Raw genomic sequence first — 16,956 nt, 5'->3', positions numbered from 1 at the left:
CGATCTTGTTCTAAACCAACGACATTAGCGCGCCGAGGCAAGCACCGGTACGAACTATCGAAACGATACCGGCAGTCTCGTATGATGCCGGGATGGCGAAGCAGGGGCAGGCGGGCGGGCGGCCGCGCGATGGACGGGTGGACCAGGCCATCGCCGTCGCGGTCCGGGCCCTGTTGGCAGAGCAGGGGTATGGAACGCTCACTGTCGACGCGGTCGCCGCGCGGGCGGGGGTGGGTAAGGCGGCGATCTATCGGCGCTATTCGAGCAAGCAGGAGATGATCTTCGCGGTGATCCTGCACGGGATGGGCGAGACGCCGCCCACGGACACCGGGTCGCTGCGGGGCGATGTCACGGCGCTCGCGGCATGGTTCGGGGATCGGCTCGTGCATACCCAGGCCGGGGTGATGGTGGGTCTGCTCGCCGACATCTACGCCGACCCCGCGCTGCAAACCCGGTTCACCGACACGTATCTCGCGGTCGAGCGGTCCATTGTCACCGGTGTCATCGACCGCGCCATGGAGCGCGGCGAACTGCCCGGCCGCCCCGACCCCGCGCTCGTGCACGGGCTCCTGCTCGGACCGCTGTTCACCTGGCAGATCATGCTCGATGAAAACCCCGCGCGCACACCGCTGCTCGCGCAGACCATCGCGCACATGGTCACCGATGCGCTGTCCTCGGGTGTCGTCCCGCCCGAGGACGCCTAGTACTGCGACGGCAAGCCGAACGCGGGGAGAACCGTATCGTCGAAAATGGTCATGGCGGAGACCTGGTCACCGGCGAGCGTGATGACCAACAGACCCGTGCCGTGGATTCCATCGGACGTGCGCTGGTAGACCCCGAACGCGGGCTGACCGTTGGCTCGTGTCGGCACGAGGACGAAGCTTCGCGCCGACGCGAAAACCAGTGCGCAGAAGCGGGCCACGATGTCTCGACCCTGGTATTCCAGCGGGATCGGTGGCATCGACATGAACACGTCGCCGGTCAGCAACTCCACCAGCGCCTTGATGTCGGCGGATTCGTAGGCGCTGACGAACTTCGCCACCAGCGCGTCCTCGGCCGGTGAGTCGCCGACGGGCGGTTGCTCGCCACCGGTTCCCGGCAGGCTGCGCTGCATTCCCGACCGTGCGCGTTTGAGGGCGCTCTTGACCGATTCGACTGTCGTTTCGAGCATTTCGGCTACTTCGTCGGCGTGGAATCCGAGCACGTCACGCAGGATGAGGACGGTGAGCTGGCGTGGCGGCAGGATCTGCAGGGCGGTCACGAAGGCCAGGGAAATCGATTCGGTCTGCTCGTAGCGCGCCTCCGGGCCCAGCGGCACATTGATCGCACCCTCCAGCAGAGCGTCGGGATAGGGCTCCAGCCAAGGGATTTCACCGAGCCGAGTGGGTTCCGGCGGTTCGATTCCCGGGATGTCCCACTGCTTTGCCGGCCGTCGGCGCGCGGCACGCAACACATCCAGACAACGGTTGGTGGCAATGCGGTAGAGCCAGGTGCGCAGTGCGGCGCGCCCGTCGAACCCTTCCAGACCTCGCCACGCGGCGAGCATCGTGTCCTGCAGCGCGTCCTCGGCATCCTGGAACGAGCCGAGCATCCGATAGCAGTGCACCTGCAGCTCGCGACGATGCGGCTCGGTCAGCGCCCGAAACGCCTCGCCGTCACCTGCCTTCGCCCTCGACATCAGATCCGTTCGCGCCAACGCCACTCCCGCAAGGTGATTCCTCGTGTGCAGTTCCATGCTGTATGGACGCCGCCCGGACTACGAAGGGGGCGCGCCCCCTTTCCCGATGCTGCGGCGTCTGAACCAGTGCTACCGACAACATCGTCCAAGGAGCACGGAAATGGGAAAGATCGTCATCAGCGCCAACGCCACCCTCGACGGGGTGGTCCAGGACCCGGACGGTGAGGAAGGCTTCGAATGCGGTGGCTGGTTCCACCGATTCGTGGGACGCCGGGACCTCGAGGCCTGGGCAGTCCGGGAGACGGCGGAAGTAGTGGGTGCCGACGCGCTACTGCTGGGCAGACGCAGCACCGAGTGGTTCGCCTCGCGCATGAACGAGGATGCGGCGGACCGTGTCAGCCCCGAGTGGGCGGACACGATGAACAACATCCCCAAATACGTGGTGTCCTCGACGCTCGAGGATCCGCGCTGGAACAACACCGTGATCCTCAACGGTGATGCGGCAAAAGAGATTGCGGAGCTGAAGCGACGGGTGGCCGGGGAAATCCTCGTCTACGGCAGCTACCAGCTCATCCGCACCCTGATCGCGCAGCACCTCGCCGACGAACTACGACTGGTGGTGTTCCCAGCCGTGCTGGGAAAGGGCTTGCGGCTCTTCGACGAAACCACCGCCGAACAGCCGCTGCACCCACTCGACACCCGAAAACTCGGTGACGGACTGCTGTTCCACACCTACACCTTCGGATAAGCCGTACCGGCCGGTTCCGGGTGCGTGGCGATCGCGGTCGCGGCGTCCCGGAGCAGACCCGGAGCCAGCAGCCGGTGCACGGCCGACAACCGCGGCCACACCATCCGGCCCCGTCCACGCACATAGTGGATCAACGTGGTCAGCGACACCTGCCCGGATGCCGTGCGCACCACCAGGTTTCCGACCATCGGACCGGAGGCCTCGAGACGGATCCAATCCGATCCACCGTCGGCAATGCGCCAACCCGCGACGGCGGAGCGCGACGGCCCGGGCAGCAGACGCAGGCCGAGCAGCGCCTGCCAGATGAATCGTTCGGCGATGCTGGGGACATCGCCGAACATGGCTCGCGCCCATTGTTCCGGTGTCGCTCGAAGATTCGTCGAGAGCGTGAACTGGTCCGCGTAGTCGATCACCGGCAGGGACGTCAGGGCGAGGGCGCTGTCCGGGACCTCTGCGACACCGACCGCCGCCTTCACCGAGCCCTGTCGGGCATGACCGTCGTTTTCGAGTCTGCTGGACATGACCTTCTCCGATCTCGAAACCACTCAGTATCGGAACGATTAGTTCCGATACTGAAGGTATCGTATCGGCGGTCTCGGCGAAATCGCCTGTGTTCGAAATCGCTTGTGCTACTGCTTGAGTAGGGTCGCAACCTGAAGATGGGGCCAGTCGATCGGCTTGCTCGGGTCCGGGTTCGGGCCCGCGGGGAACCGCAGCATCGATTGCTGGCTGTACTGCAACTGCAGCAACTCGGACTGGTCCGGGCCTTGAAGCGTCTCCAGCCAGAAGATCGAATGCAGCGTAGTCGCATCGGCATTGGCCGAGACGAAACCGATATTGCGGATATCGCCGTCGCCGGTCCGCACATCGAGGGTGGTGGTGTTGACCACCGTCTGTTCCTTGAGCGCGGCGGTGAGCAGGACCGAGGGGTCCTGGAGCGCTTCCTCGGGGATACCGGCCGGAAGCTTGGTGTTCGGCGGCGGGAAGTAGCCGCCGCCGAAGGTGAATCCGGTCGGCACCGAGCTGAGCGCCGGAATGGTCGGCGCCCCAGGGATATCCGGCAGCACGGCACCCTGCGCCATGAAGGCGTCCCCGTGCGGAATGGTAGCCATGCGGACGACCGTCGGCCCCGCCGCAGGCTGAGTGGTGGCCGGAACGAACAGCCACATCCCCGTCTCCACGTGCACCGCCTCATTGGTCTCCGCATCACTGATGTGCTGCAGATAGTGCACCCCGCGGAAAATGATGTCGTCCTGCGCGCTCCCCCGATTGGGAATCGGTGACCCGATCGCCGTGAACGTCACCGTCTCCCGCGTGGCAGTGAACTTCAGCCGAAACGGATCCCCATTGCGCGCAGGCAATTCCACCAAACTGAACCCCGACCCCATCCAGGTCCCGGGCAGATCCCGCAACGGGCCGAGGTCCGCGATCGAAGTCGCCGTCGGCGCCGCGGCACGAAAAAGCTCGGTCATATGTCCCCCCAAAGTTGACATGTTCTCCCCCTCAAAGGTTTACCAGCTCCCCCGCGGACACGCCCGTGAAATGCGAGCGGACGCGATGCCAGCTCCTTGCCAGCGCCCTCATCGATAGTGCGTGGCGTGGCCGACCGGCCGCCTTGCAGCCAACAGTGCAGGAGCGCAACAGCTATGCCGACTTTCCAGACGCCCACCGACGGCACGACTCTCGCCTACGAGGACTACGGCACGGGTACACCGATCGTCTTCGTCTCCGGGTGGACGCTGCCCTGCGATCAGTGGGAGCGCCAGGTGCCCTTCTTCCTCGACCACGGCTACCGCTGTGTGCTGCTGGACCGCCGCGGTCACGGCCGCTCGGACCGACCGTCCGCCGGATACGACACCGACACTCGCGCCGATGACCTGGGTGCCCTCATCGAGCTCCTGGACCTGCGCGACGCGATCCTGGTCGCGCACTCCGGCGGCGGCGCGGAGGTGGTGCGCTACCTCGCGCGGCACGGCGCGGACCGGGTCACCCGAATCGCATTGCTGGCAGCCACGCTGCCGTTCCTGCGGCAGACCGAGGACAACCCGATCGGCATTCCGGACGAACTCATCGAAGCCACCCTCGACGAGCTGAAAACCGATCGTGCGCGGTGGTTCAACGATCTGTCCCAGGGTTACTACGCCACTCACCTGGGCACCCGGGTTACGCCCGCCACGATCGACAACGAGATCCGGCGCTGCCTGAGCACCTCGATCGTCGCCACCATCGAAGTCCAGCGCGCGACCGCCTACACCGACTCCCGCGCCGACGTCGCGGGACTGACGGTTCCGCTCCTGCTGCTGCACGGTGTGCAGGACCAGTCGATCCCGATCGACCTCAGCAGCCGCCGCATCGTCGACCTCGCTCCCGATGCGGTGCTGAAGGAGTACATCGACGCCGGCCACGGTCTCTACCAGAGCCACTACGCCCAGGTGAATGCCGATATCCTCGAATTCATCAAGGGCTGAATCGAGTTCAGTCGCCGTCGACTCGCTGTCCGACACTCTCCTCGATCCGGTAGGCGGGTGCTTCGAGGGTTGCGCTGACAGCGAGCACGGCGGTGAGCACTACTAGCACGGCGGTGAAGGGGACGTGCGGGGCCAATGGCAGCAGGGATAGGAGCAAGGCCGCGGTGAGCAGTCGGCGGACCACCACGCCCTCGCCGAACCCGAGGAAGGCGGCGCGGGTCAGGGCGCTCGCGGCGAGGAAAATGATCACCCCGCCGAGCAGGCAGGCGGCCGCGGTGATGTCGAGATGCGCACTGCCGCCGGCGACCGCGATACCGATCGTCGCTCCGGTCAATGCCAGCCCGAGCTGGAGTGGAAGGTGGCCGAAGGTATAGGCGTGCAACAGCTTTCCGCCCCGGTTCAGCGCCGCGTGCGCGCCGGGGCGAGTGCCGCCGGCATTGAAGTAGGTCCACCACAGGCAGGCGGTGAGCCCGAACGCCGCGATACCGGTGAGTGCGGCCGCGGGCGTCAGGGGTGCGTGTGTCAGCCCGCCGGTGAAGCCGAGCACCGATTCACCCAGCACCATGATTGTGAAGGCGCCGAACCGCTCCCGCAGATGCTCGGCCTCATGCGAGACCCGGGCGATGGACCGGCCCGCGACCAGGGGCAGCAGCAGTTCGCAGATCATGGCGGCCGTCCACACCAGATAGCGCGGCGCACCGTGCACCAGGATCAGACCACCCAGCCATGCCGCACCACTGAACAGTGAACCTCGCACATAGGCGCGCAACACCGGCTGCAACGCGGTCCCGCCGCGTGCATCCCAGGCATAGAGTGCCGCGACACCGGCACGCGCCCAAAGATATCCACCCACGAAGCCCGCCGCCGCGCCCGCCGAGCCGGTCACCCCGTCGGCGCACATCGCCATCGCGATGACCCCGGCCCACCCGGCCATGGCGATCAGGCGATGCGCCGCGGTGTCCCGATCGGTGCGGTTGGCCTGCACCGCGTACAGCACCCAGGTCCACCACACCGGCACGAACAGTCCGGCCGCCGCGGCAATGGATTCGAGGGTCGGATGCGCCCCGACCAGGCGGGTGAGCTGTCCGATCGCGGCCGCGAAAACCAAGTCCCCGAACAGTTCGAACCAGGTGGCTCGGCGCGGAGTGATCACCGGCCGAAGAATTCGATCAGGTGGCCGGCCACCGCGTCCGGCTGTTCCTCGGCCAGATAGTGGCCGGTGCCGGGGATTTCGTAGCGGGTGACATCGCCGGCGCGGGTGACGAGAGCGTCGGGAAGATCGGTGTGGCCGGCGAAATAGAGTGCTGCTACCGGCATTTCGAGACGACCGTATTTCGCGCCGTCCTCGATGTCGGCGGGGAAGGCTTGGTACCAGCCGGTGGCAGCGCGGATGTTCTCGCGCCGCGAATAGGCCGCCGCATAGATCTCGCGGGCGTGTTCGTCGATAGCGGTTGCGCTGCGCAGGTTTCGGCGACACAGGTAGTCGATCAGGACACGGCCGCGACCCTCGAGCAAGTCTTCGGGAACCTCGGCGACCTGATTGAAAGCGAACCACCAACGATGCCGCGCGCGCTCCCCGGAATTCGGAAGCAATGGAAAGGAATACAGTGATTCGTCCGGGTGAGGTTCCTCCAGCAACGCCAGTCTGCGGACGGATTCAGGGTGATTGGCGGCCAAACTGAACGCCACCATCGACCCGATATCGTGCCCCGCCACGAACGCGGAACCGTAGCCCAGATGCCGAATCAACTCATGGACGTCCTCCGCCATGGTCTTCTTGTCATAACCGCCCGCAGGAGTGCCCGAAGAACCCATCCCCCGGATCTCGACGGTGATCACCCGGAAATGCCGCGCCAGCAACGGCATGACCTTCCGAGCCTGCCACCAGGTCTGCGGCCACCCGGGCAACAAGACGAGCGGCTCCCCTTCCCCTCCTGCCACATAGTGCAGGACAACGCCATTCACCTCGACATGGTGGCTCTGGAAATTCCCCGGCAATGACTGTGCCAGTTCGGCATTCGAGGTCGGCATCGAGAAGTCGTTCGTAGTCACGCCGCCAAGTCTCCCTGCCACGACTGGCAAGCCGCTGGCATCTGATGGATCAGATCGAGGCGGCGCTCATGCGTTGAGCAACAACAGCGTTCAGCCGCTCACATGAGCGGTGTTGTCGAGCCAGTGCCGGGCCAAGTCGACGTCACCGTCGACGCGGATGTCGGTGGCGTCGAGCGGGAGTCGTCGGGTCAAGGCCAGCAGCAGCGACCAGGTAGGACCGCTCACCGTCACATCGGCCGACCGGGTTCCGCGCTGCCACGTCGCTCCGCCGGGCCGACGTTCGAGGAACCAAGCGTCATCGGCGTCGTCGGTGGCCAGCCATTGCAGGGTCTGCCCGGTGCCGCGCAAGGCGGCGGCCGACTCGGACCGCTGCATCGCCCAGGTGGGAGAGGTGAGCATCCTGAAGTGATTCTCGATGAGCGCGGCTGCGATGTCGGCGTCGATGTCGGCGGGCCGGTTCGCCGCGCCGGCGGCGTCGACGCCGTGCACGACCGCCTCGTTGAGCAGGCTGGTAACCCAGAATCGAGTCCCGGACCGCTCGTCACCGGCGGGATTGAACACCGGCGCGTCGAGTGCGTCGTCGGAGCACGCATTCACGACCCGCTGCGCGGAGTCCGCCGGCCACGCCTGCCATTCCCCAGGGTCAACGGGGAGCACCGCCATCTCCATCGGCAGCCGCGTGGGGTCGGTGACGCGCCGCTCGATGGTCTCCGCGACCCAGTGCTGGGTTTGGCCCACATGCTCGACCAGGTCGGTCACCGTCCACTTGGGGGCTGTCGGCACGGTGGCGTCGGGTCCGGCCAGGACGGCCGAATCCGCCAGCCGCCGAGTATGTTCGACGATCCCATGCCGGGCACGTTCCGTGTTCAGCTCGCTCATCGATCGACCCTTCCTGAGGTTCGTTGTGCTCGATATGACGGGCCGTGGCGGTCGAACTCATCGGTCACGCCGTCGTGCTTCGTCCGTCCACAGTCGCGTTCGGGTCGAACTCCAACAGGAGTTCTGGCGTAAGGCAATAGCGGTGGGTGATGAGGCCCGCCGCACCGCGAGTGACGGCGTCGCGGCCGAGCGGCGAGGCGGCCAGGGCGACCGGGCGGCGGGCGGCGGCCAGGACGCCGGTGCCGAGTTCGGCGCGCACGCCCGGGGCGAATTCGTCGAAAACGGTCGCGTAGCTGCCGCCGAGCAAGACGGTCGCGACATCGCAGATATTGATCAGGGACGCCAGAGCGGTACCCAAAGCCGAGCCCGCGCAGTTGACGGCGGAGCGGCTGCGGGTATCGCCGTCGCGGAGCGCGTTGTGGAGCTGGTCGAGGCGCTGATGGCCCGCGGTGGCGAGGATCGCCTGCAGGCCCGCGTACTGCTCGACGCAGCCGTGGCTTCCGCAGCTGCAGGGACGGCCGCCACGCTCGATGATGACGTGCCCGAGTTCGCCCGCGAACCCGCTGCCACCGCGAAACAGGGTGCCGCCGAGAACGATTCCCGCGCCGACACCGACATCGCCGGAGACATAGACGAAGTCATCGCCGGCCAGCCGGTGCGGCCACACGTGCGCCAAGGCCGCGAGGTTGGCTTCGTTGTCCACCTCCACCATCGGTGCCGCCAGTGCGGCGGCCAGGCGATCACCGATCCGGACACCGGTCAGAGCGGGCACATTGGGCGCGTGCACCACGGTGCCGTCGTGCACGATGCCGGGCACGGCCAGCCCGAAACCCAGTGGCTCCAGCCCTGATTCGGCCAGCGTGGCACGGATGAGCGCGGCGAGCCGGTCGATCAGATCGTCGACGCCGCGGCGTCGGTTGTCGAGATCGACGCGTCGAGTCGCCGCGGTGGACCCGTCGAGTCGCTGCACGCTGACGGCGAGATGCCGCACATTGATCTCCGCGCCGATCGCCACCGGAGCCGCATCCGAGAAGCGCAACGGACGTGACGGCCGCCCGCGCCCGGTGTTCACCTCGGGATCCTCCGTCAGAATCCCTTGCCGCAGCAGCGGTTCCGCGAGGCTGGCAATGGTGGCCTTGGTCAGGCCGGTGCGCTGCGCGAGCTCGGCCCGCGAGGCCGGGCCCTCGAGCATGGCCCGCAGCAGCGCCTGCAGATTGCCGGTGCGCACCTGGCGCAGGTGGACCGGACCCGGTGGCAGTGTCATCGCTCCAAATACCTCGACTGGGCCGCCCGATAGCGCTCCCGCACCGAGACCGCCGCAGAAGCCTCGTAGCGTTGCGGCGGGGTCGGCGATTCAGGCCATTCCGGTATCCCGACATCGCCGGACAATGCCCACGCCGCCTGCCGTGCCGCACCGTCGGCGACATACTCGCCGGGCTCGGGGACCGACACCGGTACACCGAACACCGTGGGCGCGATCTCGCGGACCGCCGGAAGTGCGGCAGCGCCACCGATCAACCGCACGGCGGTGATCGAAATACCGTGGGCGGTCAAGGCGTCCAATCCGGCCGCGATTCCGCACAGCATGCCTTCCACGGCAGCCCGGGCGATATTGGCCGGTGTCGAGGTCGCGGTGGTGAGGCCGTGTAGCGCCCCGGTCGCGGTGGGCAGGTTGGGAGTTCGTTCCCCGTCGAGGTACGGGAGCAGTACGACACCGTCCGCCCCGGGCGCGGCCGACAGTGCGAGCTCGCTCAGCCTCGCAAGTCCGACACCCAGCATGCCTGCGATCGTGTCCAGCACCCGTGCGGCATTGAGGGTGCAGACCAGCGGCAGATGGAGTTCCGAGGCAGCGGCGAAACCGGCGATGATGCCGGTCGGGTCGGCCGGGCGCTGGACCGAGCCGGCCGACACCACACCCGAGGTGCCCAGCGACACCAGCCCGTCCGTGCCCGCGGCCAGCCCCAGCCGGGCAGCGGCATTGTCGCCCGCACCGGCCGCCAGGAGCGGCCCGGCCGAGGACGGCGTCGACTCGCTCGGACGCAGCACCCGTGGCAGGAGCAGATCGCCACGCCCGCAGGCCAATTCGAGCAGATCCCGGCAGTACTCATCGGTGCGGGAATCGAAATAGCCGGTCCCCGACGCATCGGAGCGGTCGGTGGTGAGCTGTTCGAGTCCACTGCCGCGCAATCGCCAGGTGAGCCAGTCGTGCGGCAGGCAGACCGCCGCCGTGCGGGCAAGATCGGCGGGTTCATGCTCGGCCAGCCAGCGCAATTTGGTGACGGTGAACGAGGCCACCGGGACCGATCCGGTGCGGTCGGCCCAGGTGGCCGCGCCGAGTTCGCCGACGAGATCCTCGGCAGCCCCGGCCGACCGGGTGTCGTTCCACAGCAGCGCGTCTCGCACCACCCGACCGTGCTCGTCCAGGCACACCAGCCCGTGCTGCTGCCCGGCGACACTGATCGCCGCGACATCCTCGAGGCCGCCCGCGGCCGCGAGCGCCTCGAGCAGCGCGGTCCACCAGTACTGCGGATGCACCTCGGTGCCGGGCGGATGCGCCGCCCGCCCCGATCGCACCAGCCTCCCGGTCTCGGCCTCACGAATGACGACCTTGCACGACTGTGTGGAGGAATCGACCCCGGCAACCAGCCTCATCCGATCACCGCGCGCCGATCAGGTGTTCCAGCGCCAGCTGATTCAGCCGGACGAACCCGTACCCACGCTCCCCGGCCCGATCCGGATCGAAATCGGGTTCCGGCTCGGCCAGCAGGTCCGCATAGCCTTCCCCCGCAGCCAAGGTCGGAGTACGCAGGTCTGCCACTCCAGCCTCCGACAATGCCTGCCGCACTTCGGGATCCGCGCGGAAAGCCCGCGCGCGTTCCTTCAACAACAGATACGTGCGCATATTGGCCGCCGCCGAATCCCACACGCCCGCCATATCTTCCGTGCGCGAGGGCTTGTAGTCGAAGTGCCGCGGACCGTCGTAGGCGGGCGTCCCGTCCGGGCCGCCGTTCTCCAGCAGGTCGACCAGGCTGAACGCGTTCATCAGATCGCCGTGCCCGAAGACCAGGTCCTGGTCGTATTTGATGCCGCGCTGGCCGTTGAGGTCGAGGTGGAACAGCTTGCCCTGCCACAGCGCCTGCGCGATACCGTGCGCGAAGTTCAATCCCGCCATCTGCTCGTGCCCCACTTCGGGATTCACCCCGACCAGCTCCGGGTGCGCGAGGGTGGTGATGAAGGCCAGCGCGTGCCCGACCGTCGGCAGCAGAATGTCCCCGCGCGGCTCATTGGGCTTGGGCTCGATCGCGAAACGCAGGTCATAGCCACGGTCACGCACGAACTCGGTCAGTAGATCCAGACTTTCGCGATAGCGGTCCAAAGCCGCCCGCACATCCTTGGCGCTGTCGTACTCCGCGCCCTCGCGCCCGCCCCACAGCACATACGTCCGCGCACCCACCTCGGCCGCCAACTCGATGTTGCGCAGCACCTTCCGCAGCGCGAACCGCCGCACAGCACGATCGTTGCTGGTGAACCCGCCGTCCTTGAACACCGGATGAGTGAAAAGATTCGTGGTGACCATCGGCACCACCATCCCGGTCTCGGCCAACGCCTTTCGCAACCGCTCGATCCGCCGCTCCCGCTCGCTCGCGGACGCGCCGAACGGAATCAGGTCATCGTCATGAAAGCTGAGCCCGTAGGCCCCCAACTCCGCGAGCCGATGCACCGCCTCCACCGCATCCAACTCCGGCCTGGTGGCATCCCCGAACGGGTCCCTCCCCTGCCACCCCACCGTCCACAATCCGAACGAGAACTTGTCCGCGGCCGTCGGCGTCACCATGATCAACCTCCACTTTGTTCAGACATTGAACTAAGTGGTGCCAAGGCTACCCGCCACCCGCACAAGGATCGGCTCGATTCCCTGAATATGCTGTGCAGTAAGGCAATTCATCGCCATCACGTTGCCGGCGCGACCTGCGGGACATCTGTCCATGGTTCAGTGATGTCGCGACGGTTAGTTTCGAAACGTGGAGATCTCCGGGTTCTGCACGATGTGCAAGTCGCGGTGTGGCGCTGTCTACACCGTCGAGAAGGGCAGGATCGTCGATGCCCGGCCGGACGGGGACCACCCGACCGGACAGTCCATGTGCCCCAAAGGCCGATCCGCCGCCGAGATCGCGCACAATTCGCGCCGGCTCACCAGGCCGCTGCGGCGGACCAGGCCGAAGGGCGATCCCGATCCGGGCTGGGAACCCATCGGGTGGGACGAGGCCCTCGACGAGATCGCCGCCCGGCTCACCACCATCGCGGGCGAGAGCGGCTCGGAAAGCGTCGCGTTCGCGCTGGCGACGCCCTCGGGAACCGGTGTGGCCGACGGGATGGAGTGGATCCAGCGCTTCGTGTACGGGTTCGGCAGCCCGAATGTCGTGTTCAGCACCGAGATCTGCAACTGGCACAAGGATGTCGCGCACTCGTTCACCTTCGGCACCGGGCTGCCGGTACCGGACTACGCCAACACCGATCTAGCGATCCTCTGGGGGTTCAACCCGGCCAAGACCTGGCTGTCGCAGTCCACCGCGTTGGCCGAGGCGAAGGCCCGCGGCGCCCGGCTCGCGGTCATCGACCCGCGACGCTCCACCAGCGCCCGGGACGCGGATCACTGGCTGCGTGTGCGACCGGGCACCGATGCCGCGCTCGCTCTTGGACTGGCCGGTCAGATGCTCGATACCGGTGGATTCGACGAGCAGTTCGTGCGGGCGTGGAGCAATGCCCCGCTGCTGGTGCGTGCGGACACCGGACGCTTCCTGCGGGCCGAGGAGATCTGGCCGGAGCTGACCGGATACGTCGCCTGGGATGAAATCGATTGCGCGCCAGTACCATACGACACCCGGTTCCCTGTCAGTACGCCGCAACGTTTCGCGCTGGCCGGCGCGCATCGCATTGCGACCCGGGACGGTGCTCGCACGTGCGCGCCCGCGTTCGAGCATTACACACGGGCATGCCGGGCATGGCCACTGGAACGGGTGGCGCGGGAGACCTGGATCGAGCCGCACCGGATCACGGCGCTCGCCAATGAAATCGCCGCGGCCGAGTCGGTGTCCTACTACGGCTGGACCGGGATCGGGCAGCATGCGAACGCGGCGCAGACGGATCGAGCCATCGCGACGCTGTTCGCGCTGACCGGTTCGTTCGATGCGCCCGGCGGCAATAGGGTGCTCCCGGCCCAACCTACGAACAACATCGCGAATCGCGCCGCGCTACTGCCGCCGCAGCAGCGTGACAAGGCGCTCGGCCTGGCTGAACGCCCGCTGGGGCCCGCCGCCAATGGCTGGGTGACGGCGCGCGATCTTTGCCGTTCGATGCTGGATCACGACCCTTATCAGGTTCGTGCGCTGATCGGCTTCGGATCCAATCTGCTCATCTCCCAGCCTGACTCGACCCGCACCGCGAAGGCGCTGGCACAGTTGGAGTTTCAGGTGCACATCGACCTGTTCGACAACCCTACCGCCCGCTACGCCGACATTCTGCTCCCGGCCGACAGCCCATGGGAACGGGAGTCCCTGCGCATCGGCTTCGAGGTCGATCACCGCGCCCAGGAGCATGTGCAACTGCGCACCCGCGTGGTCGAGCCGGCAGGGGAATCGCGCTCCGACACCGAAGTGGTCTTCGACCTCGCCACCCGAATTGGCATGAGCGAGCTGTTCTTCGGCGGAGATGTCGAGGCCGGATGGAACCACCAATTGCAGCCGCTCGGCCTGACCGTCGACCAGTTGCGCGAGCAGCCCGGCGGGGTGCGGGTGCCACTGCCGCAGGAGCATCGCACGTACGCTGCGAAGGGCTTTGCGACCCCGACTCGCCGTGTCGAGTTCTACAGCGAAAGACTTGCCGCGCACGGCTATTCACCGGTGCCCGAATTCACGGCGCCGCTTGCGCCCGATACGTCCTTCCCCTTGGTGCTGACGTGTGCGAAGAACGGATACTTCCGGCACAGCCAGGACCGCCAGATCAGCTCGCTGCGTCGCCGCTCCCGCGATCCGCGCCTCGATCTCAGCGCCGAGGCCGCCGCCGAGCGCGGGATCGCGGATGGACAGCGGGTGGTACTCGCCACCCGCAACGGGAGCGTGCGAATGCGGGCCCGCATCGACGAAACCCTGCACCCGAGCGTCGTCGTCGCCGAATACGGATGGTGGCAGGGCGCTCCTGACCTGGGCTTACCCGACCTGGACCCGCTCGCAGCCGCTGGGAGCAACTACAACCTGCTGATCGATGACGAGCGCATCGACCCGCTCTCCGGCTCGATCCCGTTGCGCTCGTTCACCTGTGAGGTCACTCCCGCGCCCGACGACCACACCTGGCAAGGCACTCGCACCTTCAGCGTCGCGGCCTCCGATGCCGTGAGCCCCGGCATCCGAGCCCTGCGCCTGGTGCCGGAAGACGGTGAGCCGCTAGCGGATTACTCTGCCGGACAGCACATTACGGTTCGATCGACGGCCCGGGAGGCCTGCGCGCGCAGTTACTCGCTCACCGGCCCCGCGGACGTCGACGGCCGCGAGAGCTACCGGCTGGCCGTGCGCCGAATCCCGGACGGGCAGTTCTCCGGATACGTGCACGAGACCTTGAAGGTGGGCGAGCGACTCGAGATCAGCAATCCTGCCGGTGCGTTCGTCATCCCGGTCGACACCGACGCCCCGGTCGTCCTGATCGCCTGTGGTATCGGCATCACACCGTTCCTGTCCTATCTGGAGACCCTTGCCGCGACCGGCGGCACCGTCGCAGAGGTGCTGCTGCACTACGGTGTCCGCGATTCCGCAGACCACCCGTTCCGGGATCGCCTGCGCGAGTTGGCTACCGCGATCGGCCCGCGGCTGCGCATCGTCACGCACTACTCCAAACCCCTCGACACCGACGTGCCGGGCCGGGACTTCGACATCCGGGGCAGGCTCACCGCCGCCGATATCGATCCCGGTCTGCTCGACCGCCGCGCCCGCTTCTACCTCTGCGGCCCGACACCCATGCTCACCGAGGTCACAGCCGACCTTCGCGCACGCGGAGTACCCAAGTGGGAGATCTTCTCCGAACGCTTCACCGCGCCCGAACCGAGCGCCCCGCGCCCCGGCAACGACCGCCACACCGTCCGCTTCCGTCGATCCGACCGCGAACTCGTCTGGACCGACGAGGACGGCACCATCCTGCAACTGGCCGAACGCGCCGGACTCGACCTCCCCAGCGGCTGCCGCGTCGGCCAATGCGAGAGCTGCCTAATCCACGTTCACACCGGCGAGGTCAGCCACCACGTCGGCACCGAGCACCTGGACGAGGGCTCCTGCCTCACCTGCCAAGCCGTCCCCGCGTCCGATCTCGAACTCGACGCCTGAACCCAACCGGGCCCACGAAAAAAGAGGAGCTCTCCCAGATTCTGGGAGAGCTCCTCTTCTTGTGTCCGGAGGGGGACTTGAACCCCCACGCCCTAATACGGGCACTAGCACCTCAAGCTAGCGCGTCTGCCATTCCGCCACCCGGACCGGTGGTGCTCAGCAAGGTTATCGGATCGGACCGCCTGGACCAAATCGGCCGTTGTCCTGCGTGTTTGCCGGGCAAACGAAGGCGGTGGGAGTGGTTGCCGCCGGGTCGATTTCGCGACCCGGCAGGCCACCCCCCCGATCCTTAGACCTTCAGTGCTTCCAGCAGCGCGGCGCGCTGCCGGGAACCCAGGCCGCCGATGCGACGGTCCGCGGGGATCTCGGCCTCGTCCATCAGCTTGGCCGCCTTCACCGGGCCGATGCCCGGCAGCGCCTTGATGACCGCCGCCACCTTCGTCTTCTTGACCAAGTCTTCCGCGTCGGCGCGCTTGAGCACGTCGGCGAGGCTGACCGACCCCTTCTTGACCTGCGCGATCAGTTCCGAGCGGGCCTTACGAACCGCGGCGGCCTTGGCCAGCGCCTCGGAGCGTTGTTCGGGGGTCATGGTGGGCAGAGCCATATGTCCTTACCTTTCACTCGTTCGCTGGTATTTCGCCGACGATTCAACAGGACACCGGCGTCTCTGCAAGTACGACACACCGCGTGGACGTGGCCGACACGTCGAGCGACCGGCGAAATACGGACATCGGGACCCGCTGGCGGGCACTTTCGGCCCAGGTCAAGCGACCAGGTGTTTGCTGGGATGGCCGAGCTGGCAAATACGGGACGCAGCGGGCGGCATCGGTACTACGGTATGCCCGAACATCACACGGCACCGGCGAGAGGCGGGGCAGATGAAGGGGTCGTATTCGTACGCCGAACCGGCCACGAGCGAACCACCCCTAGCGGATCGATACGCCAGCGCAGACCCGGTGACCTGGAACGGAGCTCAGGTCTACCCCCTGCATTCGGAGGCCATCGGCGTCTCCCCCACCACCGTCCGTCTCGCCCTGCGCACGGTCTCGCCACGCTCCGGCGTGCGCAGCCTCGGCATCGGGCTCGCGGTGGAGCGTGGGCACGTGTTGCTGGAGGGCCGCCAGCTCAGGGGGGTTGACGTCTGGAGCGACGCCATGACGGGCGGCATCGAGCTCGAAGTGCGTCCCACCGAAGCCGACGCCGCCATCACCCTCACGCCCGTCTGGGTGGACGAGACCGACGCCATCGTGTCCTGGGCCGGCAACTACGGGTTGCTCGTCACCCGCGAACCCACCCGGACCGTGCTGCACTGCAGCACCGGCGTCGGCCCACCGGATTTCGGCGAACTCGTGGTCGAACTGACTCTCGCGCTCACCCCGCCCCCGCCCGAACCGCCCACCGAAGCGAGCCGCTATCAGAACGCACTCTACGAGCTCGGGGTGGCGATGCAGAGCCGCGGCGAGGAGGACCAGGCGTGCCAATTATGGACGCAGGCAGCCGAATTCGGTCATCTCGCTGCCGCCTACGATCTGGGCGTGGTCCGCTACCGGCGCGGCGATTTCTCGGAAGCCGAACACTGGTGGCGCACCGCCGCCTCCCACGGTGATCCTCGCGCCATGGCCGGCCTCGCCGAACTCCTCACCCGCCGCGGAAACTCCAGCGAAGCCAGGGTCTGGCGAGCGGCGAGCGCTGCCGAATCCCACCCCGGATAGTGAGCCAACTCACATACCCTCGGCCTGAATTCCGGGTCCAGCCCTGATT

General features: G+C 67.3%; 15 protein-coding genes and 1 tRNA gene. 5 read left to right on the top strand and 11 right to left on the bottom strand.

Annotation, left to right across the window (positions count from 1 at the left end):
- Positions 1–92: 92 nt before the first annotated feature.
- Positions 93–704 (top strand): TetR/AcrR family transcriptional regulator, encoded by a 612-nt coding sequence (locus ACFXHA_RS02160; RefSeq protein ID WP_379352174.1) that lies wholly within the window; start codon positions 93–95, stop codon positions 702–704.
- Here the strand turns inward: ACFXHA_RS02160 and ACFXHA_RS02155 are convergent.
- A complete protein-coding gene (locus ACFXHA_RS02155; RefSeq protein ID WP_379352173.1) occupies positions 701–1,678 on the bottom strand; it encodes a sigma-70 family RNA polymerase sigma factor in 978 nt (325 codons plus the stop codon). The two genes, ACFXHA_RS02160 and ACFXHA_RS02155, sit on opposite strands and share 4 nt — an antisense overlap.
- A gap of 160 nt (positions 1,679–1,838) precedes the next feature.
- On the opposite strand from ACFXHA_RS02155, the gene ACFXHA_RS02150 reads away from it, so the two are divergent.
- The gene (locus tag ACFXHA_RS02150) at positions 1,839–2,426 is read left to right on the top strand and encodes a dihydrofolate reductase family protein (protein WP_379352172.1); all 588 of its coding nucleotides are present in this window, start codon (positions 1,839–1,841) and stop codon (positions 2,424–2,426) included.
- Here the strand turns inward: ACFXHA_RS02150 and ACFXHA_RS02145 are convergent.
- On the bottom strand, positions 2,411–2,947 hold the full coding sequence (locus ACFXHA_RS02145) for a hypothetical protein (RefSeq protein WP_379352171.1): 537 nt from the start codon (positions 2,945–2,947) through the stop codon (positions 2,411–2,413). The genes ACFXHA_RS02150 and ACFXHA_RS02145 overlap by 16 nt on opposite strands.
- A 108-nt stretch (positions 2,948–3,055) precedes the next feature.
- Positions 3,056–3,919: a heme-binding protein gene (locus tag ACFXHA_RS02140; RefSeq protein WP_379352170.1), complete on the bottom strand. Its 864-nt coding sequence runs from the start codon at positions 3,917–3,919 to the stop codon at positions 3,056–3,058.
- Between the two features lie 153 nt (positions 3,920–4,072).
- On the opposite strand from ACFXHA_RS02140, the gene ACFXHA_RS02135 reads away from it, so the two are divergent.
- On the top strand, positions 4,073–4,894 hold the full coding sequence (locus ACFXHA_RS02135) for an alpha/beta fold hydrolase (RefSeq protein ID WP_379352169.1): 822 nt from the start codon (positions 4,073–4,075) through the stop codon (positions 4,892–4,894).
- Positions 4,895–4,901: 7 nt separating this feature from the next.
- Here the strand turns inward: ACFXHA_RS02135 and ACFXHA_RS02130 are convergent, their stop codons facing one another.
- The 6 genes from ACFXHA_RS02130 to xylA all read right to left on the bottom strand — a co-directional run bounded on the left by ACFXHA_RS02130 (position 4,902) and on the right by xylA (position 11,660).
- Complete coding sequence (locus ACFXHA_RS02130) at positions 4,902–6,047, bottom strand: low temperature requirement protein A (protein ID WP_379352168.1); 1,146 nt, start codon at positions 6,045–6,047, stop codon at positions 4,902–4,904.
- Positions 6,044–6,946 carry an alpha/beta fold hydrolase gene (locus tag ACFXHA_RS02125; RefSeq protein WP_379352167.1) on the bottom strand — a complete coding sequence of 301 codons (903 nt, stop codon included), beginning with the start codon at positions 6,944–6,946 and terminating at the stop codon, positions 6,044–6,046. The genes ACFXHA_RS02130 and ACFXHA_RS02125 overlap by 4 nt, the downstream gene beginning before the upstream one ends.
- A gap of 90 nt (positions 6,947–7,036) precedes the next feature.
- Positions 7,037–7,825, bottom strand: a complete 789-nt coding sequence (locus ACFXHA_RS02120) for a maleylpyruvate isomerase family mycothiol-dependent enzyme (protein WP_379352166.1) — start codon at positions 7,823–7,825, stop codon at positions 7,037–7,039.
- A 64-nt stretch (positions 7,826–7,889) separates the two neighbouring features.
- Complete coding sequence (locus ACFXHA_RS02115; RefSeq protein WP_379352165.1) at positions 7,890–9,089, bottom strand: ROK family protein; 1,200 nt, start codon at positions 9,087–9,089, stop codon at positions 7,890–7,892.
- Positions 9,086–10,477, bottom strand: coding sequence for a xylulokinase (locus ACFXHA_RS02110; RefSeq protein ID WP_379352164.1), 1,392 nt, complete (start codon positions 10,475–10,477; stop codon positions 9,086–9,088). Before ACFXHA_RS02110 ends, ACFXHA_RS02115 begins: the two co-directional genes overlap by 4 nt.
- A 4-nt stretch (positions 10,478–10,481) precedes the next feature.
- On the bottom strand, positions 10,482–11,660 hold the full coding sequence (xylA, locus tag ACFXHA_RS02105) for a xylose isomerase (RefSeq protein ID WP_379352163.1): 1,179 nt from the start codon (positions 11,658–11,660) through the stop codon (positions 10,482–10,484).
- A 187-nt stretch (positions 11,661–11,847) separates the two neighbouring features.
- Here xylA and ACFXHA_RS02100 point away from each other — a divergent pair, with 187 nt between their 5' ends.
- Positions 11,848–15,195: a molybdopterin-dependent oxidoreductase gene (locus ACFXHA_RS02100; protein ID WP_379352162.1), complete on the top strand. Its 3,348-nt coding sequence runs from the start codon at positions 11,848–11,850 to the stop codon at positions 15,193–15,195.
- 62 nt (positions 15,196–15,257) lie between these two features.
- On the opposite strand, the gene ACFXHA_RS02095 is transcribed toward ACFXHA_RS02100, so the two are convergent.
- Both ACFXHA_RS02095 and mihF read right to left on the bottom strand, forming a co-directional pair.
- A tRNA-Leu gene (locus tag ACFXHA_RS02095) sits at positions 15,258–15,342 on the bottom strand.
- Between the two features lie 142 nt (positions 15,343–15,484).
- Positions 15,485–15,799 carry an integration host factor, actinobacterial type gene (gene mihF, locus ACFXHA_RS02090; protein WP_379352161.1) on the bottom strand — a complete coding sequence of 105 codons (315 nt, stop codon included), beginning with the start codon at positions 15,797–15,799 and terminating at the stop codon, positions 15,485–15,487.
- A gap of 352 nt (positions 15,800–16,151) precedes the next feature.
- Here mihF and ACFXHA_RS02085 point away from each other — a divergent pair, with 352 nt between their 5' ends.
- A complete protein-coding gene (locus tag ACFXHA_RS02085) occupies positions 16,152–16,907 on the top strand; it encodes a tetratricopeptide repeat protein (protein WP_379352160.1) in 756 nt (251 codons plus the stop codon).
- The last annotated feature ends 49 nt before the right edge of the window (positions 16,908–16,956 follow it).

It is taken from the genome of Nocardia sp. NPDC059240 (genome assembly GCF_042753865.1).
In the GTDB taxonomy this organism is placed as follows: domain Bacteria; phylum Actinomycetota; class Actinomycetes; order Mycobacteriales; family Mycobacteriaceae; genus Nocardia.
This window is presented reverse-complemented; position numbering and strand designations above follow the sequence as displayed.